Source organism: Pseudomonas sp. JV245A (genome assembly GCF_032424515.1).
Taxonomy (GTDB): domain Bacteria; phylum Pseudomonadota; class Gammaproteobacteria; order Pseudomonadales; family Pseudomonadaceae; genus Aquipseudomonas; species Aquipseudomonas protegens.
The window spans coordinates 35,457-58,571 of sequence record NZ_VYKE01000026.1; the positions used below are offsets into that span (position 1 = coordinate 35,457).

Here is a 23,115-nt window from a genome sequence, read left to right on the forward strand (position 1 = left end):
CATAGGGTGCTGCTGCGCGTGGCGCAGGCGTGGTTAACCTTTGAACACACATAACTCTGCCGTGGCACGAACCATCGCCAGTCGTCGCAGTGGGTCGCTGCTGCTGGCCTGATTGGCCCGGGCCAGCCATTGCGGGCATTGGCGGTCGGTGCGCTGCGGGCTGAAGTCGGCCAGTTGCTGCAGCAGGCGTTTTTGTAACTGATCAAGTTGGGGGCGGATCTGCCCGGCCAGGTCCTGGCGCGGAGTGTCCGGTGCCCGGCCTTGCAAGTGCCAGGTAGAGAGTCGGGCGTATTGCACCAGCTTGTTGGCTTCGATCTGGGCGGCGAAGAACTGCCCAACCGTTTCTTCGCTCAAGTGATAGGTTGCGGCCTGGGCGGTTGCCCCGGCGATCACCTGTTGTTCCCGCGGGCGGTCTTCCACGGCCTTGTGGCTGTCCCATTTGCTCAGGGCCACCTGATCGGCAATCGCCAGGCGTTCGCCGATGCTCTGCAGCAGCGGGGCGAGGGCGGGCGGGGCGTCACTGGCGCAGGCGGCGGTGGCGAACAGGCTGCAAGTCAGGGCGAGGCACAGGTTGAGGCGTGAAGTCATGGGCGGGCTCGGCTGCTGATGGGGAGACGGCGCCCATGATGCACGCAACCACCCCGGGCAGGGCAAATGCGCGGGTATAAAAAAGGCCTCCCGAAGGAGGCCTCTTGATCACGCGGCTTGCGCCGGCGTTACCGGATCAGCAGCTGTAGTACAGCTCGTATTCCAGTGGGTGTACGAAGGTACGTACCTTGATTTCTTCTTCGCTTTTCAGGGCGATGTAGGCGTCGATGAAGTCGTCGCTGAAAACGCCGCCTTTGGTCAGGAACGCACGACCTTTGTCCAGCTCTTCCAGGGCTTCCTTCAGGCTGCCGCAAACTTGTGGGATCTCTTTGGCCTCTTCAGGCGGCAGGTCGTACAGGTTTTTGTCAGCAGCGTCGCCAGGGTGGATCTTGTTCTGGATGCCGTCCAGGCCGGCCATCAGCAGGGCAGCGAAGGCCAGGTACGGGTTGGCAGCCGGGTCCGGGAAACGGGCTTCGATACGGCGGGCCTTAGGGCTCGACACGTAAGGAATACGGATCGAAGCGGAGCGGTTGCGCGCCGAGTAGGCCAGCATGACCGGGGCTTCGAAGCCTGGCACCAGACGCTTGTAGGAGTTGGTCGCCGGGTTGGTGAAGCCGTTCAGGGCCTTACCGTGCTTGATGATGCCGCCGATGAAGTACAGGGCGGTATCGGACAGGCCGGCATAGCCTTCACCTGCGAAGGTGTTCTTGCCGTCTTTCCAGATCGACATGTGGACGTGCATGCCCGAGCCGTTGTCGCCGTACAGAGGCTTGGGCATGAAGGTGGCAGTGCGGCCGTAGGCGTCAGCCACGTTGTGCACCACGTACTTCAGGGTCTGGGTTTCGTCGGCCTTCTTCACCAGGGTGTTGAACTTGACGCCGATTTCGTTCTGGCCGGCAGTCGCCACTTCGTGGTGGTGAACTTCGACGGTCAGGCCCATTTCTTCCAGTGCGTTGCACATGGAGGTACGGATTTCGTGGTCGTGGTCGAACGGTGGAACCGGGAAGTAGCCGCCCTTGACGCCTGGACGGTGGCCCTTGTTACCGCCTTCGATGTCCTGGTCGGACATCCAGGAACCTTGTTCGGAGTAGATCTTGAACATCGAACCGGAGATGTCGGACTTGAATTTCACTTGGTCGAAGATGAAGAACTCTGGCTCTGGGCCGGCGAATACGGTGTCGCCGATACCGGTGGCTTTCAGGTGCTCTTCGGCGCGCTTGGCGATGGCACGTGGGTCACGATCGTAACCCTGCATGCTCGAAGGTTCGATGATGTCGCACACCAGGATCAGGGTCGGTTCTTCGGTGAACGGGTCCAGTACGGCGGTTTCGTCGTCCGGCATCAGGATCATGTCGGAGGCTTCGATGCCTTTCCAGCCAGCGATGGAGGAGCCGTCGAACATCTTGCCAGCTTCGAAGAAGTCTTCATCCAGCGCATCACGAGCCGGCATGGTCACGTGATGTTGAGTGCCCTTGGTGTCAGTGAAGCGCAGATCAATCCATTTGACGTCATGATCTTTGATGAGTTGAACCGACTTCGACATAGTGTCCTCCGGGTGGCTTCGGGCTTGGTGTTGGAGTGCCCTTAGAATGTGGGTGATGCCGGCGCGAATACTCTGCCATGGCAACCTGCCTCACAAGGGAGCAAATTGCATGCCAGTGCCCCGAGATGGGTTTTCTGCCCCAAAATCACGCTTTCTGCGACGTATTGGGTTGAATGCCGGCATTCGGCGCACTGCAATGTAGCGTCTTTGCCAATAAATGACCCGTTTTGGTGCATCGAAAACCTTCTGCACATAAACTGGTTAAACCTTGAGCAATTTCCGCTATAATCCGCGCCCCCCTTTTTCGGCTGGCCCAGCGCGCGCTGTTTTCATGAAACTAATCGTTAAAGTTTTCCCGGAAATCACCATTAAGAGCCGCCCGGTTCGGACGCGTTTCATCCGTCAGTTGGCGAAGAACATCCGTGCCGTGCTCCGCGACCTGGACCCGGCCGTGGTGGTCAATGGTGTGTGGGACAACCTCGAGCTGGAAACCGCCGTCAGCGAGCCCAAGGCCCTGAAGGACATGACCGAGCGCCTGAGCTGCATGCCCGGCATCGCGCATTTCCTGCAGGTCGACGAGTACCCTCTGGGCGACTTCGACGACATCGTCGCCAAGTGCAAGCAGCACTTTGGCGAAGCCCTCCCGGGGAAGGTTTTTGCCGTGCGCTGCAAGCGTGCCGGCAAGCATGAATTCAGCTCCATGGACGTGGAAAAATACGTCGGCAGCCAACTGCGTCGGCAGTGCGGCGCCGCCGGAATTTCCCTGAAAGAGCCTGAAATCGAAGTGCGGATGGAAATTCGCGACCAACGGTTGTTCGTGATCCACAGCCAGCACAACGGCATCGGCGGCTACCCGCTGGGCGCCCTGGAACAGACCCTGGTCCTGATGTCCGGCGGTTTCGATTCCACGGTGGCGGCCTACCAGATCATGCGCCGCGGCCTGATGGGGCATTTCTGCTTCTTCAACCTGGGCGGGCGTGCCCATGAACTGGGCGTGATGGAAGTCGCGCACTATATATGGAAGAAGTACGGCAGCTCCCAGCGCGTGCTGTTCGTCAGCGTGCCGTTCGAGGAAGTGCTCGGGGAAATCCTCGGCAAAGTCGACAACAGTCATATGGGCGTCATTTTGAAGCGTATGATGTTGCGTGCCGCGTCGAGCATCGCCGACCGCCTGCACATCGATGCGCTGGTGACCGGCGAGGCGATTTCCCAGGTGTCCAGCCAGACCCTGCCGAACCTGTCGGTGATCGACTGCGTGACCGAGAAACTGGTACTGCGCCCCCTGATCGCCAGCCACAAGCAGGACATCATCGACCTGGCCGTGGAGATCGGCACCGCCGACTTCGCCAAGCACATGCCGGAGTACTGCGGGGTCATCTCGGTGAACCCCAAGACCCATGCCAAGCGCCATCGCGTCGAGCATGAAGAGAAAGAATTCGATATGGCGGTGCTCGAGCGTGCGATCGAGCGGGCCAAACTGGTGCCGATCGATCGGGTGATCGACGAGTTGGGCCAGGATGTACAGATTGAAGAAGTCAGTGAGGCGCTGGCCGGTCAGATCGTCATCGACATCCGTCATCCGGATGCCGAGGAAGACCAGCCGCTGGAGCTCGCAGGCATCGAAGTAAAAGCGCTGCCGTTCTATGCATTGAACGCCCGCTTCAAGGAACTGGACCCTACGCGCCAGTACCTGCTGTATTGCGACAAAGGCGTCATGAGTCGCCTGCATGCTCACCATCTGCTCAGTGAGGGACATGCCAATGTGCGCGTTTATAGACCGAGCTAAGTGCCCGGGGATGTTCGCCTGTGGCTTGCGTCACCGGCCCCCCGACGCCGCCGTCCAGCTGTAACGGCCAGGCCTGAATCTATTGTTAATCGCTGCCAGCATTTGTCAGCACACCGAATCCTCTGATCGAGATACACAAGTGATCGAAAATCTACGCAACATCGCCATCATTGCCCACGTTGACCATGGTAAGACCACCCTGGTAGACAAACTCCTGCGTCAATCCGGCACCCTGGAGCGCAACGAGCTCAACGACGAGCGCGTGATGGACTCCAACGACCAGGAAAAAGAGCGCGGCATTACCATCCTGGCGAAAAACACCGCCATCAACTGGAACGGCTACCACATCAACATCGTGGACACCCCGGGCCACGCCGACTTCGGCGGCGAAGTTGAGCGCGTAATGTCCATGGTCGACTCCGTGCTGCTGCTGGTCGACGCTCAAGACGGCCCTATGCCGCAAACCCGTTTCGTGACCAAGAAGGCTTTCGAAGCCGGCCTGCGTCCAATCGTGGTGATCAACAAGGTCGACCGTCCGGGCGCGCGTCCTGACTGGGTTCTGGACCAGATCTTCGACCTGTTCGACAACCTGGGCGCCACCGAAGAACAGCTGGACTTCAAAGTCGTCTACGCCTCGGCCCTGAACGGCATCGCCGGTCTGGACCACACCGAAATGGCCGAAGACATGACCCCGCTGTACCAGTCGATCGTCGACAACGTGCCAGCGCCAAGCGTTGACCGTGACGGTCCGTTCCAGATGCAGATCTCCGCTCTGGACTACAACAGCTTCCTGGGTGTGATCGGCGTTGGCCGTATCGCTCGCGGTCGCGTCAAGCCCAACACCCCGGTAGTGGCCATCGACGTCGACGGCAAGCGCCGCAACGGTCGTATCCTCAAGCTGATGGGCCACCACGGTCTGCACCGCGTAGACGTTGAAGAAGCCGCTGCCGGCGACATCGTCTGCATCAGCGGTTTCGACGAGCTGTTCATCTCCGACACCCTGTGCGACCCGACCGCTGTTGAAGCGATGAAGCCGCTGACCGTCGACGAGCCAACCGTTTCCATGACCTTCCAGGTCAACGACTCGCCATTCTGCGGTAAAGAAGGCAAGTTCGTGACCTCCCGTAACATCAAGGAGCGTCTGGACAAGGAGCTGCTGTACAACGTTGCTCTGCGTGTCGAAGAAGGTGACTCGGCCGACAAGTTCAAGGTTTCCGGCCGTGGTGAGCTGCACCTGTCGGTACTGATCGAAACCATGCGTCGCGAAGGTTTCGAAATGGGCGTTGGCCGTCCTGAAGTGATCATCCGTGAAGTTGACGGCGTGAAGCAGGAACCGTTCGAAAACGTCACCATCGACATCCCTGAAGATTCCCAGGGCAAGGTCATGGAAGAAATGGGCCTGCGTAAGGGTGACCTGAGCAACATGGTTCCGGATGGCAAGGGCCGTGTACGCCTGGAATACAACATTCCAGCCCGTGGTCTGATCGGTTTCCGTAACCAGTTCCTGACCCTGACCAACGGTGCAGGCATCCTGACCTCGATCTTCGATCGCTACGCTCCGATGAAGTCCGGCCACATGTCCGGCCGTCAGAACGGCGTACTGGTATCGGTAGAAACCGGCAAGGCCCTGACCTACTCCCTGGAAACCCTGCAGGCGCGCGGCAAGCTGTTCGTCGAGCACGGCCAGGAAATCTACAACGGTCAGATCGTTGGTCTGAACAGCCGTGACAACGACCTGGGTGTGAACCCAACCAAAGGCAAGAAGCTCGACAACATGCGTGCTTCGGGCAAGGACGAAACCATCGCCCTGGTTCCGCCGGTCCGTTTCACCCTGGAACAGGCTCTGGAATTCATCCAGGACGACGAGCTGTGTGAAGTAACTCCTAAGTCCATCCGTCTTCGCAAGAAGATCCTGGACGAAGGCGAGCGTACTCGCGCTGCCAAGAAAGCCAAGAACTGAGTCTTTAGTTCCGGCTGAATGAAAACGCCCCCGGCCTTGCGGCCGGGGGCGTTTTTTTTGATCTGTGAAAAAGCTCGGGTCCTGTCGCCACTGCCGAGCCTGCGAGGCTGCGCTCGACCGCGTAGCGGTCGTAAAGCGGTGTATCTGAAACTCTGCAGTAGCCTGTACTGCGGCGGCTTTGCAGCCGTTCGCAGCCTCGCCAAGGCTCGGCTGCGGCTACAGGGCGGCAGGGTTACATGGGGAACGGGGTTGCAGGCGCAGGCCGGGGCTCAGAAACGTTCCAGGGTCCGGCTGCTGGTATTGGTCGGGCGCACCTGGGGCTTGGGCTTGTAAGCGCAGTAACCCGGGCGCGGGCCGATCTTCGGATGGTTGCGGCAGGTGTCCGGGCGCTTGTCATAAATGGTGCACAGGCGGCTTTTACGATCCAGATACAGGCAGTCGTTGTTGCTCATGCGCTGCAGGGTGAAGATTTCCGACTTCTGGTTGTAGCGCTCGACGATGCCTTCCTTCTGCAGGCGCTTGGCGATGTTCTTCGCCGGCTCGCCGCGTTCGAATTCATCGACGATGCCGATGCGGATCAGGTCCTTGATCTTCACTTCCACCGGCAGTGTGCAGCAGCTGGACATGCAGGAGCCGCACATGGGGGCGGTGTACTTGGCCCAGGTATCGAGACGATCGATTTCCGCGGCGGCGATCAGGTTGGACTTCATCAAGGTCATTTCCGGCAGGTGTTCCAGGGCGCGCGATCATACCGGGACTGGTGGATTTTTGAACGACTTTAGGTCGGATTTTTCTTCATGTGGCGCCGAACAATACCTGGCGGCACGGCAACTGCATCCTTTTCTCCCGCTGGCGCAGAAGACTCCCTGTTTAGCCGAGCCATTTGAAATAGCGCCGAACCAGAGCCTTCGCCTCGTGTCAGACCGACTAGGCTCAGACAATTCCATGCTCACTGTGTATCTCGTCAGAGGTCGTATCGATGACTCAGGAACCCCTTGTTCGCGACGCTGAGGTGGCCGCTTTTCGCGAAGCCGTCTTGACCAAACTCACCTACGCGGTAGGCAAAGACCCGGATCACGCCTTCGACCACGACTGGTTCGAAGCCATTGCCCTGGCCGCGCGGGACCACATGGTCGACCACTGGATGGATCACACGCGGCAGATCTACCGCAAGGGCCAGAAGCGGGTGTACTACCTGTCCCTGGAGTTCCTTATCGGCCGCCTGCTGTTCGACAGCCTGAGCAACCTCGGGCTGTTGGAGGTGGCCCGCGAGGCCCTCACCGACCTGGGGGTGGACCTGGAGCGCATCCGCCTGCTGGAGCCCGATGCGGCCTTGGGCAACGGTGGCCTGGGGCGCCTGGCGGCATGCTTCATGGAAAGCATGTCGACCCTGGGCATCGCCGGCCACGGCTACGGCATCCGCTACGAACACGGGCTGTTCCGCCAGGCCATCGTCGATGGCTGGCAGCAGGAGCAGACCGAGCACTGGCTGGATTTCGGCAACCCCTGGGAGTTCGAGCGCCCCGAGGTGATCTACTCCATCGGCTTTGGTGGCAGTGTCGACACCGTGACCGACGAGGCGGGCAACACCCGGCAGGTCTGGTGGCCGGCGGAAACGGTGCGCGCGGTGGCCTACGACACCCCGGTGGTGGGCTGGCGCGGGGCCAGCGTCAACACCTTGCGCCTGTGGCGGGCACGGGCCATGGAAGACCTGCACCTGGAGCGCTTCAATGCCGGTGACCACCTGGGCGCGGTAGCCGAAGTGGCCCGGGCCGAGAGCATTTCCCGGGTGCTGTACCCGGCCGACAGCACCGAGGCCGGCCAGGAGCTGCGCCTGCGCCAGGAATATTTCTTCGTCTCGGCGTCGCTGCAGGACCTGCTGCGCCGCCACAAGAACATGCACGACTCGGTGCTCAGCCTCGGCGAGCACGCGGCGATCCAGCTCAATGACACCCACCCGTCGATCGCCGTGGCCGAGCTGATGCGCCAACTGGTCGACCTGCACGGCATCGCCTGGGACGCGGCGTGGCAGATCACCGTGGAAACCCTCTCCTACACCAACCACACCTTGCTGCCCGAGGCCCTGGAAACCTGGCCGGTGGGCCTGATGGAGCGCATGCTGCCGCGGCACATGCAGATCATCTACCTGATCAACGCCCAGCACATCGACTCGCTGCGGGCCAAGGGCCTGCACGATTTCGACGTGCTGCGGGCGGTGTCGCTGATCGAGGAAGACAACGGCCGCCGGGTGCGCATGGGCAACCTGGCGTTTCTCGGCTCCCACAGCGTCAACGGCGTGTCCGGGCTGCACACCCAGTTGATGCGCAGCACGGTGTTCTCCGAGCTGCACAAGCTGTACCCCGAGCGCATCAACAACAAGACCAACGGCATCACCTTCCGCCGCTGGCTGTACCAGGCCAACCCGCAACTCACTGAAATGCTGGTGGAGGCCCTGGGCCCCGAGCTGCTGGACAGCCCCGAGGAACTGCTCAGGGGGCTCGAACCCTTTGCCGAGAAACCGGCCTTTCGCAAACAGTTCGCCGAGCAGCGCCTGCACAGCAAGCGCGCCCTCGCGGCGATCATCCATGAGCGCCTGGGGATTGCGATCAACCCGGCGGCAATGTTCGATGTGCAGGTCAAGCGCATCCACGAATACAAGCGCCAGTTGCTCAACCTGTTGCACACCGTGGCGTTGTACCAGGCGATCCGCGCCGAGCCGGAAACCGACTGGGTGCCCCGGGTGAAGATCTTCGCCGGCAAGGCTGCCGCCAGCTATCACCAGGCCAAGCTGATCATCAAGCTGACCAACGACATCGCCCGTACGGTGAACAATGACCCCACGGTGCGCGGCTTGCTCAAGGTGGTGTTCTTGCCCAACTACAACGTCAGCCTGGCGGAAAGCATCATTCCTGCCGCCGACCTGTCGGAGCAGATCTCCACCGCCGGGTTCGAGGCCTCGGGCACCAGCAACATGAAGTTCGGCCTCAATGGCGCGTTGACCATCGGCACCCTGGACGGCGCCAACGTGGAGATGTGCGAGCAGGTCGGCGCGGAGCACATGTTCATCTTCGGCCTCAGTGCCCAGCAGGTGGAGGCGCGCAAACGCAATGGCGAGTTCAGCGCGGTGCCGGACATCGCCGCCTCCCATCGGCTGAACGACGTGCTGCAGGCGATTCGCGGCGGGGTGTTCTCCCCGGACGATCCGTCGCGCTATACCGCGCTGATCGATTCGCTGATCGATTACGACCGGTTCCTGGTCTGCGCCGATTTTGACGCTTACTGGAACGCCCAGGCTCGGGTCGAGGAGCGCTGGCACGACTCCAAGGAATGGTGGCGTTCGGCGGTGCTCAACACTGCGCGCATGGGCTGGTTCTCTTCGGACCGGACCATCCGTGAATACGCTACGGAGATCTGGAAGGCCCTGGAATGAGGCCCCTGAGAAAATTCTAGAAGTGTGTACAAGGCCCAGCGTTTGTTGGGCCTTGCCGATATACTGGGCAGCGTTTTGCCTCCCCGGCGGTGTCTTTTGGCTGGTGTCCGGCTTCCAAGCGGGGAGGGGCCTTTACCGGTTTACCGGCGCGGGCACCCATACGGTTGCACCCGTCCGTCAATGGACTGCTTAGGGATATCGACACATGCAATGGATATTCATGCTGCTGGGAGGGGGACTGGGCTGGCTCCTTGACGAGTCCTTCAGCGACGCCCTGATTGGCGCGGTCTCGGGCTTGGCCATCGGCCTGGCGATTCGTTCCGACGCCCTGCATCGACAAGTTGTCGACCAGCATCGTGAGCTGGAGAAGGCAAAGAAGGCCCTCGCTACCCTGGGCCAGCGCCTTGCCCTGCTGGAAAGCACCGGCGGCCCCGCTGCCGAACCCGCCTCAGAACCCCAGGCCAGCGCCCCGCTGGCCGAGGCAGGCAGCGGCATGAGCGCCGCGCCGGAACTTGCAGACCTTCCCGAATTCATTCTTGAGGAAGTCCAGCCCGTGGAGCCGGCGCCGGCTGCCCCCGAGCTGGTCTGGGAGTTGCCCGCGGCAGCGAGCCCTGCCGCCTCCGTGGAGGCCAGCCAGCCGGTGCCGGAGTCGGTATGGCAACCCCAGCCCCAGGCGCCGGCCCGTGAATCCGTAGCTGCGCCTCGGGAACCCAACCTGATCGAGCGCGCCCTGAGCGGCGCGCGCAACTGGCTGTTTGGCGGCAACACTGTGCTGCGGGTCGGCGTGGTGCTGTTGTTCCTTGGCCTGGCTTTCCTTCTGCGCTACGCCACCGAAGGCATGGTGGTGCCGCTGGAGCTGCGCTACGCCGGGGTTGCGGCCTGCTCCCTGGGCCTCCTGGGCCTGGGCTGGTGGTTGCGGCGGCGCAACAGCAACTACGCCCTGATGCTCCAGGGCACCGGTATCGCCGTGCTGTACCTGACGGTGTTCGCGGCGATGCGCCTGCATCCGTTGCTCGACCCTTCCGCGGCCCTTGGCCTGTTGGTGGCGGTCACGGTGTTTTCGGCGATCCTGGCCATTACCCAGGACGCCCTCAGTCTGGCGGCCGCTGCAGCCCTGGGCGGCTTTGCCGCACCGATCCTGACGTCCACCGGCGCCGGCAGCCATGTGGCACTGTTCAGTTACTTCGCCCTGCTCAATGCAGGCATCCTGGCCATTGCCTGGTTCAAGGCCTGGCGCCTGCTGAACCTGATCGGCTTTGTCGGCACCTTCGGTATCGGCTTTGCCTGGGGCCTGCGCTCCTACACGCCGGAGCTGCTGTGGAGCACCGAGCCCTTCCTGATCCTGTTCTTTGTCATGTACCTGGCCATCGGCCTGCTGTTCACCCGGCGCAAGCTGCTGGAAATGCCCGACGCACCGGCGGATGACAGCCGCCAGGCGCTGCTGCACTGGTCTGCGCGCAAGGGTGACTACGTCGACGGCAGCATGCTCTTCGGCCCGCCCCTGGTGGGCTTCGGCCTGCAACTGGCGCTGGTCCAGCACCTGGAGTTCGCCGCTTCCTTCAGTGCCCTGGCCCTGGGCCTGACCTATATGGTCCTGGCCCGGCTACTGATGGGCGGCCGCGCCCTGTTGCTGGGTGAAACCTGCCTGGCCCTGGGCGTGATCTTCGCCAGCCTGGCGATCCCTCTAGGCCTGGATGCGCGCTGGACCTGCGCCGCCTGGGCCGTGGAAGGGGCGGGAATCTTCTGGCTCGGCCTGCGCCAGCAACGGCCGCTGGCCCGGGCGTTCGCCCTGCTGCTGCAACTGGGGTCGGCCCTGGCCTTCCTCAGTAAGCTGCAGCCTGGCGCTACCAGCCTGCTGGATGGCGCGCCGCTGGGGGCGTTGCTGCTGGGCGTCGCGCTGCTGTTCAGCTTCGACCAGTTGCGGCGGGCGCAGAAGACCCAGGTAGCGAGCTGGGAGCAGGGCATTGCGCCGATCCTGGCGGTGGCCGGGCTGGCTTTCCTGTACCTGCTGGCGCCGTTGTTCCTGTTCACCCAGGGCACCGCCATCAGCTGGGCGGTGGCCGGGTTGGCGACGCTGTTTGTCGGCCTGCGCCTGCAATCGCGGACGTTCCTGTTCACCGCCTTCGCCGTGCAGCTGTTGGGCGGTGCGCTGTTCCTGATGCGCCTGCAAGGTGCGGACGGTGATGCCGGTGCGGTGTTCAACGCCGGCTGGAGCGGGCTGATGAGCGCTTCGCTGATTGGCCTGGCGCTGATCGGCGGCATGCTCCTGGCAGCCCGCAATGACATGGTGCGCAGCGATCCGCGGCTGCTGCGGGGCTTGTCCCTGGTACTGCTGGCCGGCCTGATGATGATCAACCTGGCGGTGCTGTTCGTCCTGCCCTGGAGCACGGCCAGTGGCGTCTGGGCCGCCAGTGGCCTGCTGATCATCTGGCTCAGCCTGTATCTGCAGCAGCGGGCCAGCTTTGTCTTCGGCCTGGTGCTCCAGGTGATTGGCGGCAGCACTTTCCTGCTGGCCGGTTCGGGTTGGTATTTCGTCGCGGCGGACGCTGCGCGGCCTCTGGCCAATGGCGATTTCTGGACGCCGATGGTCCTGGCCCTGGCGGCCCTGGTGGGCGCCTGGCGCCTGCAGCGGGGCAACCATGGTTCGGCCTTCGATACCTTGAGCCTGGGCCATCTGTCCGATCTGTTGCTGGCCTGGGGCGCCTGCTGGTGGGCCTTTACCTGGCTCAAGGAAGTGCTGCGCTTCGCCCCGGCCCATTGGCAGGCCAACCTGCTGTTGCTGATCAGCGCGGCTAGCGTGTTGCTCTGGGCGCTGCTGGCGGTACGTTTGAAATGGTCGTCCCTGGGCCTGTTGTGCAGCCTGTTGATACCGGCCGCGGGCCTGGTGCTCCTGGCTTCCTGGGCTCCGCGCTATCACCCGGCGGCGGATTTCGGCTGGCTGGCCTGGACCCTGTTGTTCGCCGTGCACTTCTTCAGCCAGCGGCGCCTGGTGTCGCAGCTGCCGGCACGGGTGGCGAGCATCGCCCATGTGCTGGGCTGCTGGTTGCTGATCGGCGTGCTGGCGCTGGAGCTGCGTTATGGCCTGCTGCTGTTGTCGGAGCAGTACAACGCCTGGCGCTGGCTGGGCTGGGCGATCCTGCCGAGCCTGTACCTGGTGGCGATGGCCGCGCCGCGCGCCTGGCCGTGGCCGGTTTCTGCCCATTCCCGCGAGTACCGCCTGTATGCCGCGCTGCCCCTGGCGGTGCTGATGCTCGGCTGGTTCTGGCTGGCGAATATCTTCAGCGATGGCCGGGCCGAACCACTGCCTTACCTGCCGCTGCTCAACCCGCTGGAACTGGGGCTGCTGTTCGCGCTGTTCGGCGTCTATGTCTGGTCGCGCAGCGCGGTGCGGGAACTGGCGATCCGTGCCGACTACGCCGAGCGTGCCACGCAACTGGTGGCGGGGCTGTCGCTGTTCGCCTTCTTCACCGTGCTGGTGATGCGGGCGGCCCACCATTGGAGCGGCGTGCCGTTCCAGGCGGATGCGTTGCTGGAATCGATGATGGTCCAGGCCGGGCTGTCCATCGTCTGGACCCTGATTGCCCTGAGCCTGATGATCGGCGGCCACCTGCGTCATCGCCGTGAAGTCTGGCTGATCGGCGCAGTGCTGATTGCCGTGGTGGTGGCCAAGCTGTTCCTGGTGGAGTTGAGCAACCGTGGCGGGCTGGCGCGGATCGTCTCGTTCATCGGGGTGGGAGTATTGCTGCTGGTGGTGGGCTATTTCGCGCCATTGCCGCCCAAGCGCGCCGAGGCGCAAGCCGAGCCTGGCAAACCGTTGAATGAAGGAGTGTCATCGTGAGTGCGAAGCTGAGCCTGGGCTGGTTGGGGGCTGTGGGCCTGTGTGTGGCGTTGTCCGCCGTGGCCCAGGACAAACCGGGGGACTTCAAGTCCCTGGCACCCCTGAGCCTGAGCGGCGAGGGGCCCTGGTATCGCCTGGAATTGCCGTTGGCGGTGCAACTGCACGCCAGCCAGACCGACCTGCGGGATATCCGTGTGTTCAACGCTGCCGGTGAGCCCCAGGCCTATGCCCTGGCGCGCCAGCAGGCGCAGACCACCGAGCAGCACACGCTCAGCGATGTGAAGTGGTTCCCGTTGTACAGCTCGGCAGATGCCGCCGACAGCACCCCCAGCGTGCGGGTGCAATCCACCACCAATGGCACGCTGGTGGAGGTTCAGCCCTCCACTCAACTGGAGGCCGGCGAGGAGGTCCTGCGTGGCTGGTTGCTGGATGCCAGCGCAATCAAGGCACCGTTGCAGCAACTGGTGCTGGACTGGACCAGCGAACGCGACGGCTTCCAGCGGTTCAGCATCGAAGCCAGCGACGACCTGCAGCACTGGCAGCCCTGGGGCGAAGGCCAGGTGGCGCGCCTGTCGTTCGCCGACGAACGGGTCGAACAGCATGAAGTGGCCTTGCCCGGGCAGACGGCGCGCTACCTGCGCCTGTTATGGAACACCCCGCAAACGGCGCCGGTGCTGACTTCGGCGCAATTGCAAAGCAGTACCACCAGCAGCCTGCCATCGCCGCTGGTGTGGTCGCAGCCCCTGAAGGGCAGCAGTGCCAAGGCCGGCGAGTACACCTGGCAGCTGCCTATGGGTTTGAACCTGGAACGGGTGCGCATTGCCCTGACCCAGGCCAACAGCCTGGCTCCGGCCACGCTTTATGGGCGCCGAGAAAGCAGCCTGCCGTGGCAGCCACTGGGCAATGGCCTGCTGTACCGCCTGACCCAGAATGGCCAGGACGTACAGCAGAACGAACTGCAACTGCCGGGGCAGACCGTGCAGCAACTCAGGCTGGTGGTGGATGAGCGTGGTGGCGGCCTGGGCGCCGAGGCCCCGAGCCTGGAGTTCGCCGTGCGTGGCACCCAACTGGTGTTCCTGGCTCGGGGAGCCGGCCCTTACACCCTGGCCCTGGGCAACCCCACCGCGAGCGCGGCCAACCTGCCGCTGGCGACCCTGATCCCCGACTACAGTGCGCAACGCCTCAAGCAGTTGGGCCAGGCCAAGGTCGAGGGCGCGGCGCAACTGGCCTCGGCCACTGTCGCTCCTGCCGCTGCCGTGGCGGCAGGCGGGCCGGACTGGAAGAAGATCGGCCTGTGGGCCGTATTGCTTCTCGGGGTGCTGGCCCTGGCCGGCATGGCCTTCAGCATGTTGCGCAAGCCCGCGGCCTGAGGCGGGCAGGTGTGGCGAGGGAGCTTGTTCCCTCGCCACCAAGGTCCATCGTGCCTGGGGGTTTTTGACTACGCTGGAACCGGCGCCTGAACTCTAACTGGCGGTTCCCTGTCTGAGAGGAGGAAATGCGCCCCGACTCGCGTTAAACTGCGCGGGTTTTTAGCCCCCCATTCCTCCGGAGCCTTCCATGTCCCGCGTTACCCTGAGTCGCTATTTGATTGAGCAGACCCGCAGCAACAACACTCCTGCCGATCTGCGCTTCCTGATCGAAGTGGTGGCGCGTGCTTGCAAGGAGATCAGCCACGCCGTTTCCAAGGGCGCCCTGGGCGGTGTCCTGGGCAGCATGGGCACGGAAAACGTGCAGGGCGAAGTGCAGAAGAAGCTCGACGTGATCTCCAACGAGATCCTGCTCGAAGCCAACGAATGGGGCGGCCACCTGGCCGGCATGGCGTCCGAGGAAATGGACAATGCCTACCAGATCCCGGGCAAGTACCCCAAAGGCGCCTACCTGCTGGTATTCGACCCGCTGGACGGCTCCTCGAACATCGATATCAACGCACCGGTCGGTACCATTTTCTCGGTACTGCGCTGCCCGAACGAGTACCTGAGCCAGAACGAAGCCCTGAATGAAAAGGCCTTCCTGCAGCCGGGCACCCAGCAGGTCGCCGCCGGTTACGCCATCTACGGCCCGCAGACCATGCTGGTGCTGACCCTGGGCGACGGCGTCAAAGGCTTCACCCTGGACCGCGAAATGGGCAGCTTCGTCCTGACCCACGAAGACATCAAGATTCCGGAATCCACCCAGGAATTCGCCATCAACATGTCCAACGAGCGTCACTGGGAAGCCCCGGTCAAGCGCTACGTGGAAGAACTGCTGGCGGGCGACACCGGCCCGCTGAAAAAGAACTACAACATGCGCTGGGTCGCGGCGATGGTGGCTGACGTGCACCGTATCCTGACCCGTGGCGGCCTGTTCATGTACCCACGGGACAGCCGCGAGCCGGAAAAACCGGGCAAGCTGCGCCTGATGTACGAAGCCAACCCGATGTCGTTCCTGGTGGAACAGGCCGGCGGCGCGTCCACCGATGGTCACAAGCGCATTCTCGACATTCAGCCTGAAGGCCTGCACCAGCGTGTGGCGGTGTTCCTCGGCTCGAAGGAAGAGGTGGCCCGCGTGACCGGCTACCACAAGGAATAAATCATGAGCGCGCCCTGGCAGCCTCTGCTTGATTGGTGGTTCGGTTCAGCCGAAAAGCCGGCGGAGATTGTCGCTGCCAAGGGCCGGTTGTGGTTTGGCAAGCGCGACAGCCAGGACCTCGAAGCGCGTCAGCGTTTCGCCGGCCTGGTGGAGCAGGCCCTGGCTGGCGGTTTGACCGAATGGGCGCAAAGCCCCCAAGGTTGGCTGGCCATGGTGCTGTTGCTCGACCAACTGCCACGGATGATCTATCGCGACACTCCCAAGGCATTTGCCGGCGACCTGCGTGCCCAGGCACTGGTGGCCCAGGGTATCGCCGCGGATTTTGACCGGCGCCTGCCGGCCATGCAGCGCTGCTTCATCTACCTGGTGTTCGAGCACTGCGAAAACCTGGCGGTGCAGAACGAGAGCGTTTCACGCTTTACCGCCCTGCACGATGAACAGCTAGCGGACGAGCGTGCAGTGTTTGCCGACAACCTGGACTACGCCGAACGGCACCAGAAAGTCATTGCCCGCTTTGGGCGCTTCCCCCATCGCAATGCCATCCTGGGCCGCGAATCCACGGCCGAGGAACTGGCTTTCCTGCGCGAGCCCGGTTCGCGTTTTTAAGGGCACTTTCGTCGGCAAGCCGGCGAAGCTGTTCCTTTAAATACGGAAACTGCCCACCAGATGCTGCAGGCGCTTGGCCTGCTGCTCCAGGTCGGCGCAGGCGCGCAAGGTGGCCTGGAGGTTTTCCACGCCTTCCTGGTTGAGGGTGTTGATCTCGGTGATGTCGACGTTGATCGACTCCACCACGGCGGTCTGCTCCTCGGTGGCGGTGGCCACCGACTGGTTCATGCCGTCGATCTCGCCGATGCGCTGGGTCACGCTGCCCAGGCGCTCGCCGGCCTGGTTGGCAATGCCCACGCTGTTCTCGCTCTCGCGCTGGCTTTCGGTCATGGTGCCCACGGCTTCACGGGCGCCTACCTGCAGTTCCTCGATCATCTTCTGCACTTGCTGCGCCGAATCCTGGGTGCGGTGGGCGAGGTTGCGCACCTCGTCCGCTACCACTGCGAAGCCGCGCCCGGCTTCACCGGCGCGGGCGGCTTCGATGGCGGCGTTGAGGGCCAGCAGATTGGTCTGCTGGGAGATGCTGGTGATCACTTCCAGAATCTGCCCGATGTTCACCGTGCTGCTGTTGAGGGTTTCGATGTTGTCGCAGGAGCTGCTGATCTTGGCCGACAGCTGGTGCATCGCGGCGATGGTCTTGTCCACTACCTGCTGGCCGTCTTCCGCCAGGCTGCGGGCGTCGCTGGAGTGCTGCGAGGCCAGGGCTGCGTTCTGGGCGATTTCCTGGGCGGCGGCGCCCAGCTGGTTGATGGCTGCGGCCACGCTGCTGGTGCGCGAGGCCTGCTGGTCGGAGTTGAACATCGACGAATTGGAGGCAGCCACGACCCGCAGGGCCACTTCGTTGACCTGGCCGGTGGCCGAGGACACTTCGCGGATCGAGCTGTGGATGCGTTCGACGAAACGGTTGAACGACACTCCCAGGGTGCCGAATTCGTCGTGGCCGTGGATCACCAGGCGTTTGGTCAGGTCGCCTTCACCTTCGGCGATATCGTGCATGGCCCGGCCCATCAGGTGCAGGGGCTGCATCAGCATGCGGATCAGCATGCCCAGCAGGCTGATGATGATCACCACGGCAATGGCCATGGCGATGATGGCCGAGGTGCGGAACTCGCTGAGCATGGCGAAGGCGGTGTCCTGGTCCAGGACCAGGGCCACGTACCAGTCGGCCGAGGGCACGCCATTGACGTGGGTGAAGGAAATGAACTGGGTCTTGCCGCCCTGCTGCACTTCTTTCAGCCCTGGGCTGACGTTCGGCGCTGCGTTGGGGTAGGCCTCGCTCAGGTTCTTGAGCACCAGCTTGCTGTCAGGGTGGATGAGGATCTTGCCCTCGGCACTGACGATGAAGGCATGGCCGTGGCCGCCGAAGTTCAGTGAGTTGATGATGGCGCTGACGCTCGACAGGTCGATGTCGGCACCGGCCACGCCGATCATCTGGTTCTGGTGCTGTACCGGGGTGGCGACGGTGATCACCAGCTTGCCCGACGAGGCGGCGATGTAGGGTTCGGTGACGATGGTCCGCTGGGCGCCGGTGGCTGCCTTGTACCAGCCGCGGGCACGGGGATCGTAATCGGCGGCGCGGTTGCCGGCCGGTACCGAGAACATCACGCCGTCCTGGCCCCCGAAGTAGCTGAGCTGGAAGTTGCCGGTGTAGGCGGGCAGGCCGACGCTGCGTTTCAGGCTATCGGCGCCGCTGCCGTCCACGGCGATCTGCTGGGCCAGGGATTGCAGGAGCTGGATGCGGCTTTCCAGCCAGGTCTGGATGTTGCTGGTGGTCAGGCTGCCCAGTTCCTGCATCGAGGCTTCGGTGCTGCTGCGCAAGGCTTCTCGCTGTCGATAGTCGTTGAACAGAATAAAACAGGCGAACGCAACGGCAACCACAAGGGCGGCGGCGAGCAGGATCTTGTGGCTGAACTTCATATTTCTGGTCATTAAATGAACTACCGCGAGGGGCTGGTCAACGAGGGGCGTCAATTTGCCACAGTGGAGGGCTTTGCGCTGCATCTTATGTCGACTGGCCACCACTGAAAATGAGGGGCAGATGCACAAAGCCGACGAACTGTCAGGTGCGGCAAAAAGGTCCTTGATTTACGAGGCAATTGCCCGGTTTGCCAGGCAAGAAATACCCGTCTCCCCGGGGAACCAGAAGGGGGTTTTCTCTTCTAAGCTTCTGGTTGGCTGACAGGCCTTCCCCCTTTTGTTCAGGAGTTCACCATGTCCCTGCGTTCTCTCGCTCTGTTGTCGTTCTGCGTGCTGCTGGCCGCGTGCAGCAAGGTCAATCAGGAAAACTATTCCAAGCTGTCGGCGGGTATGCCCAAGGCCGAGGTCGAACAACTCCTGGGCAAGCCGACTGACTGTTCGGGCGCGCTGGGCATGTCCAGCTGCACCTGGGGTGACAAGAACAGCTTTATCAGCGTGCAGTACGCCGGTGACAAGGTTCTGATGTTTTCCGGGCAAGGCCTGAAGTAAAAAAAACCGGGGCTTCGGGCCCACGGGAGAAAAATAATGATGCGTTTTGCTGTCACTCTTCTGGTCGGCCTGCTCTTGGCCGGCTGCGCCACGTCCCGGGACGATTCGCTGGCGCCCAAGACCGTCAACCACGTCGATCTCAAGCGTTATCAGGGCACCTGGTACGAGCTGGCGCGGTTGCCCATGTACTTCCAGCGCAACTGTGCGCAATCCGAGGCTCGTTATACCCTGCTGCCGGAGGGCAACGTGGCGGTGCTCAATCGCTGCCTGACGCCGGAATGGAAATGGGAAGAGGCCCGTGGTACGGCCACGCCTCAAGTGCCGGGCAAGACCGACAAGCTGTGGGTGGAGTTCGATAACTGGTTCTCGCGGCTGCTGCCGGGCGCTACCAAGGGCGACTACTGGGTGTTGTACGTCAGCGATGACTACAAGACCGCGATTGTCGGCAACCCGAACCGCCGTTACCTGTGGCTGCTGTCGCGGACCAAGGAGGTCAACGAAACGGTGCGCGAGGAACTGCTGAGCAAGGCTCGCCAGCAGGGGTATGACACCACGCGGCTGATCTGGCGGGTGTCGGACTCGGCCATGGCCAAGACCTCGAAATAAGCTCATCCGCAGGAGCCGGCTGGCCGGCGAAGGCGCTCGTGAGAATGCTTTCGCCGGCCAGCAGGCGCCTACAGGTCGGGGTTAGTTGAGCAGGTCACGCAGGACCTGGGTGAAGGCCCGGCTGCTGTCTTCTTCGGCGGCGTGACGCCCGTCGCGCACGACCCACTGCCCACCCACCATCACATCGCGCACCTGACGGTCGCCGCCGGCGAACAGCCAGCGGTTGAGAATCCCGTCGCCGTCGGCGGTGGCCAGGTAGGGGTCGTTGCCATCCAGCACCATCCAGTCGGCGCGGGCACCCACGGCCAGGGCGCCAATGCCTTGTCCCAGGGCCTGGGCACCGCCATCCAGCGCGGCGTCGTACAGGGTCCGGCCGACCATGGGCTGGTCGGCGCGGTACAGGCGGTTGCGGCGCTGGTCCCGCAGGCGCTGGCCGTACTCCAGCCAGCGCAGCTCTTCCACCACGCTCAAGGACACATGGCTGTCGGAGCCGATGCCCAGGCGCCCGCCCTGGGCCAGGAAGTCCACCGCCGGGAAAATACCGTCGCCCAGGTTGGCCTCGGTGGTCAGGCACAGGCCGGCGATGGCCCGGCTTCTGGCCATGAGGCTGATTTCCTCGGGGTTGGCGTGGGTGGCGTGGACCAGGCACCAGCGCTGATCCACCGCGACGTTTTCATACAGCCACTGCAATGGACGCCGGCCGCTCCAGCTCAGGCAGTCGTCGACTTCCTTCTGCTGCTCGGCGATGTGGATATGCACCGGGCAATGGCGATCACTGGCAGCCAGCACTTCGCTGATCTGCTGTGGCGTGACCGCTCGCAACGAGTGAAAGCACAGGCCCAGTTGCTGGTTGGCCTGCTGCGCCAGCAGCGGCTGCAAGTGCTGTTGCAGCTTGAGGTAGTTTTCCGTGCTGTTGATGAAGCGGCGCTGGCCGTCATTCGGTGCCTGGCCACCAAAGCCTGCGTGGCTGTAGAGCACTGGCAGCAGGGTCAGGCCGATACCGCTGCCGGCGGCGGCCTGGCTGATGCGTCGGGACAGTTCGGCGGGGTCGGCGTAGGGCTTGCCGTCGCTGTCGTGATGCACGTAGTGGAATTCAGCTACCGAGGTGTAGCCGGCCTTGAGCATTTCGATATACAGCTGCCGGGCGATGACTTCCAACTGCTCGGGATTGATCTTGCCCACCAGGCGGTACATCAGGTCGCGCCAGGTCCAGAAGCTGTCATTGGGGTTGCCGGCCACTTCCGCCAGCCCGGCCATGGCCCGCTGGAATGCATGGGAGTGCAGGTTGGGCATGCCCGGCAGCAGCGGGCCCTTGAGCCGTTCCGCGCCGTCTGCGCTGGCGTTGGCCTGGATCTGTGTCAGTTGGCCGTTAGCGCTGACTTCAAGGCGTACATGGTTGGCCCAGCCATCAGGCAGCAGTGCACGTTCGGCGAAAAAGGCGTACATGGTTCAAGCACCCTATCGTTTGTTATTTGTATATACATATACAGACGTTTGCCTGCCCGGTAAACTCCGGCAAGCTAGCCACCTTTATCGATCAACAAGGATTTCCTGTGCCGACTCCGCCTGCCAAATCGCCGCTGGCTGCCCACTTGGGCGATAGTCCGGCGCCCTTGTACGCCCGCGTCAAACAGATGATCACCCAGCAGATCGAGAGCGGAAACTGGCCGCCGCACTACCGTGTTCCCTCGGAAAGCGAGCTGGTCAATCAGCTGGGTTTCAGCCGCATGACCATCAACCGCGCGCTGCGCGAGATGACGGCCGAAGGCATGCTGGTGCGGATGCAGGGCGTGGGCACCTTCGTCGCCGAACCCAAGAGCCAGTCCGCCCTGTTCGAAGTGCACAACATTGCCGACGAGATCGCGTCCCGCGGTCATCGCCATACCTGCCAGGTGATCACCCTGGGCGAGGAGGCCGCCGGTTCCGAGCGTGCCCTGGCCCTGGACATGCGTGAAGGGCAGAAGGTCTTCCACTCGCTGATCGTGCATTTCGAGAACGACATCCCGGTGCAGATCGAGGACCGTTTCGTCAACGCCCTGGTGGCGCCGGAGTACCTCAAGCAGGACTTCACCCTGCAGACCCCCTACGCCTATCTGTCCCAGGTCGCGCCCCTGACCGAGGGCGAGCATGTGGTGGAGGCGATTCTCGCCGAAGCCGAAGAATGCCGGCTGCTGCAGATCGAGCGGGGCGAGCCTTGCCTGCTGATTCGCCGTCGCACCTGGTCCGGGCGCCAGCCGGTGACCGCCGCGCGGCTGATCCACCCCGGTTCCCGTCATCGTCTGGAAGGGCGCTTTCACAAATGATCCAGCTCACCCATCTGCGTGCCGCCGACTACCCACGCATGCCCTGGAAAAACGGTGGAGGCAGCACCGAAGAGATTGCCCGGGATACCGGTGACGGCCTGGACGGTTTCGGCTGGCGCCTGTCGATTGCCGATATCGCCGAGTCCGGCGGGTTTTCCAGTTTTGCCGGTTACCAGCGGGTCATCACCGTGCTCCAGGGCGCGGGCATGCAACTGACCATCGATGGCGAGGATGTGCGGCCGCTGTTGCCTCTGGACGCCTTTGCCTTCAGCGGCGCCAGCCAGGTCGATTGCACATTGCTGGAGGGGGCGATCCGCGACTTCAACCTGATCTATTGCCCACAGCGCTACGTCGCCCGTTTGCAGTGGCTCGATGGCCAGCAGCGGTTTTTCACCCAGGCGCACACCTTGTTGCTGTTCAGTGCTGCCGAGCAAGCCTGGGTGGATACCGGTAGCGCACCGGTGCAAGCACTGGGGCGTTATGACTGCCTGCGCCTGGAAGGCAATCGCGGGCTGCTGGAAGTCGCCCTGGACGGGCTGTGCTGCGTGATCGAACTCACCGCCCGCTGATTCATCGCGTCTTGCCGCAGGCCGGGATACGGCCTGCGGATGCTGCAAACCTCCTTTCTTTATTCGTGCTTGGTTGCCCTCGGCTTCGTGCGGGGTCCTGCGTGCCTGCGCCGGCGCGCCTGCTGTTTCTTGCGCGCACTCATTTGTTACCGAACGCCCCAGCTCGGCGCAAAAGCCCATCTTGGTAACAGCCGCGCGCGTGGCAAAAAACCTTCGCTGAAAATTTATCTTTGGTTGAGAGCCCCGTTCTACAAGGCCTGCGATGTGGTCGTCAGGTTTATGAGAATGATCTCAAGGGAGTTGGCCGCTTGATTGCATATGCTTGTATGTACAAGTAAATATGTGTGCGTAAGAGTCGATGGAATCCTCTTCGCACCTTGGACTCATCGCCGAGGAGTTTTTCCGTGACCGACAGCAAGCCAACTAAATACCGTAACGTCGAAATCCGTGCTGCACGCGGCAACAAGCTGACCGCCAAGAGCTGGCTGACCGAAGCGCCGCTGCGCATGCTGATGAACAACCTCGACCCGGAAGTTGCCGAGAACCCCAAGGAGCTGGTGGTGTACGGCGGCATCGGCCGCGCGGCGCGCAACTGGGAGTGCTACGACAAGATCGTCGAGGCCCTGACCCATCTGAATGACGACGAAACCCTGCTGGTGCAGTCCGGCAAGCCGGTGGGCGTGTTCAAGACCCACAGCAACGCGCCACGGGTACTGATCGCCAACTCCAACCTGGTGCCGCACTGGGCCAGCTGGGAGCACTTCAACGAACTGGATGCCAAGGGCCTGGCCATGTACGGCCAGATGACCGCTGGCAGCTGGATCTACATCGGCAGCCAGGGCATCGTCCAGG

16 protein-coding genes and 2 pseudogenes are annotated in these 23,115 nt (G+C 63.0%); 12 read left to right on the forward strand and 6 right to left on the reverse strand.

Annotation, left to right across the window (positions count from 1 at the left end):
• Window positions 1–33: 33 nt before the first annotated feature.
• Window positions 34–588 (reverse strand): chorismate mutase, encoded by a 555-nt coding sequence (locus F6S12_RS10555; RefSeq protein WP_011058760.1) that lies wholly within the window; start codon window positions 586–588, stop codon window positions 34–36.
• A gap of 136 nt (window positions 589–724) precedes the next feature.
• Window positions 725–2,131 (reverse strand): glutamate--ammonia ligase, encoded by a 1,407-nt coding sequence (gene glnA, locus F6S12_RS10560; protein WP_011058761.1) that lies wholly within the window; start codon window positions 2,129–2,131, stop codon window positions 725–727.
• A 331-nt stretch (window positions 2,132–2,462) separates the two neighbouring features.
• Here glnA and thiI point away from each other — a divergent pair, with 331 nt between their 5' ends.
• Window positions 2,463–3,917, forward strand: a complete 1,455-nt coding sequence (thiI, locus tag F6S12_RS10565) for a tRNA uracil 4-sulfurtransferase ThiI (RefSeq protein WP_011058762.1) — start codon at window positions 2,463–2,465, stop codon at window positions 3,915–3,917.
• A gap of 139 nt (window positions 3,918–4,056) precedes the next feature.
• Window positions 4,057–5,877, forward strand: coding sequence for a translational GTPase TypA (gene typA, locus F6S12_RS10570; RefSeq protein WP_019093868.1), 1,821 nt, complete (start codon window positions 4,057–4,059; stop codon window positions 5,875–5,877).
• A 269-nt stretch (window positions 5,878–6,146) separates the two neighbouring features.
• On the opposite strand, the gene F6S12_RS10575 is transcribed toward typA, so the two are convergent.
• Window positions 6,147–6,587, reverse strand: coding sequence for a YkgJ family cysteine cluster protein (locus tag F6S12_RS10575; RefSeq protein WP_026020056.1), 441 nt, complete (start codon window positions 6,585–6,587; stop codon window positions 6,147–6,149).
• A gap of 269 nt (window positions 6,588–6,856) precedes the next feature.
• Here F6S12_RS10575 and F6S12_RS10580 point away from each other — a divergent pair, with 269 nt between their 5' ends.
• The 5 genes from F6S12_RS10580 (at window position 6,857) to F6S12_RS10600 (ending at window position 16,319) form a co-directional block, all read left to right on the forward strand.
• Window positions 6,857–9,307 carry a glycogen/starch/alpha-glucan phosphorylase gene (locus F6S12_RS10580; RefSeq protein WP_041115300.1) on the forward strand — a complete coding sequence of 817 codons (2,451 nt, stop codon included), beginning with the start codon at window positions 6,857–6,859 and terminating at the stop codon, window positions 9,305–9,307.
• Between the two features lie 205 nt (window positions 9,308–9,512).
• Window positions 9,513–13,145 carry a DUF2339 domain-containing protein gene (locus tag F6S12_RS10585; RefSeq protein ID WP_315868890.1) on the forward strand — a complete coding sequence of 1,211 codons (3,633 nt, stop codon included), beginning with the start codon at window positions 9,513–9,515 and terminating at the stop codon, window positions 13,143–13,145.
• On the forward strand, window positions 13,142–14,515 hold the full coding sequence (locus F6S12_RS10590) for a DUF3999 domain-containing protein (protein WP_072452097.1): 1,374 nt from the start codon (window positions 13,142–13,144) through the stop codon (window positions 14,513–14,515). Before F6S12_RS10585 ends, F6S12_RS10590 begins: the two co-directional genes overlap by 4 nt.
• A gap of 187 nt (window positions 14,516–14,702) precedes the next feature.
• The gene (locus F6S12_RS10595; protein WP_011058768.1) at window positions 14,703–15,713 is read left to right on the forward strand and encodes a class 1 fructose-bisphosphatase; all 1,011 of its coding nucleotides are present in this window, start codon (window positions 14,703–14,705) and stop codon (window positions 15,711–15,713) included.
• A gap of 3 nt (window positions 15,714–15,716) precedes the next feature.
• Window positions 15,717–16,319, forward strand: coding sequence for a DUF924 family protein (locus F6S12_RS10600; protein ID WP_315868891.1), 603 nt, complete (start codon window positions 15,717–15,719; stop codon window positions 16,317–16,319).
• 36 nt (window positions 16,320–16,355) lie between these two features.
• Here F6S12_RS10600 and F6S12_RS33790 read toward each other — a convergent pair whose 3' ends face one another.
• Both F6S12_RS33790 and F6S12_RS33795 read right to left on the reverse strand, forming a co-directional pair.
• Window positions 16,356–17,120, reverse strand: coding sequence for a methyl-accepting chemotaxis protein (locus F6S12_RS33790; RefSeq protein ID WP_370059460.1), 765 nt, complete (start codon window positions 17,118–17,120; stop codon window positions 16,356–16,358).
• A 93-nt stretch (window positions 17,121–17,213) separates the two neighbouring features.
• Window positions 17,214–18,320: pseudogene (locus F6S12_RS33795) on the reverse strand (cache and HAMP domain-containing protein); the annotation flags it as partial.
• Window positions 18,321–18,530: 210 nt separating this feature from the next.
• On the opposite strand from F6S12_RS33795, the gene F6S12_RS10610 reads away from it, so the two are divergent.
• Entirely contained in the window at window positions 18,531–18,785 is a 255-nt protein-coding gene (locus F6S12_RS10610; RefSeq protein ID WP_011058771.1) for a hypothetical protein, read from the forward strand.
• Between the two features lie 36 nt (window positions 18,786–18,821).
• Window positions 18,822–19,391: a lipocalin family protein gene (locus F6S12_RS10615; RefSeq protein ID WP_011058772.1), complete on the forward strand. Its 570-nt coding sequence runs from the start codon at window positions 18,822–18,824 to the stop codon at window positions 19,389–19,391.
• A gap of 81 nt (window positions 19,392–19,472) precedes the next feature.
• Here F6S12_RS10615 and F6S12_RS10620 read toward each other — a convergent pair whose 3' ends face one another.
• Window positions 19,473–20,837, reverse strand: coding sequence for a formimidoylglutamate deiminase (locus F6S12_RS10620; protein ID WP_315868892.1), 1,365 nt, complete (start codon window positions 20,835–20,837; stop codon window positions 19,473–19,475).
• Window positions 20,838–20,944: 107 nt separating this feature from the next.
• Here F6S12_RS10620 and hutC point away from each other — a divergent pair, with 107 nt between their 5' ends.
• The 3 genes and pseudogenes from hutC to F6S12_RS10635 all read left to right on the forward strand — a co-directional run.
• Window positions 20,945–21,694, forward strand: a complete 750-nt coding sequence (gene hutC / locus F6S12_RS10625; RefSeq protein ID WP_011058774.1) for a histidine utilization repressor — start codon at window positions 20,945–20,947, stop codon at window positions 21,692–21,694.
• Window positions 21,691–22,263 (forward strand): HutD family protein, encoded by a 573-nt coding sequence (locus F6S12_RS10630; RefSeq protein ID WP_011058775.1) that lies wholly within the window; start codon window positions 21,691–21,693, stop codon window positions 22,261–22,263. The genes hutC and F6S12_RS10630 overlap by 4 nt, the downstream gene beginning before the upstream one ends.
• Before the next feature lie 404 nt (window positions 22,264–22,667).
• Window positions 22,668–23,115 (forward strand): annotated as a pseudogene (locus F6S12_RS10635) (urocanate hydratase); the annotation flags it as partial.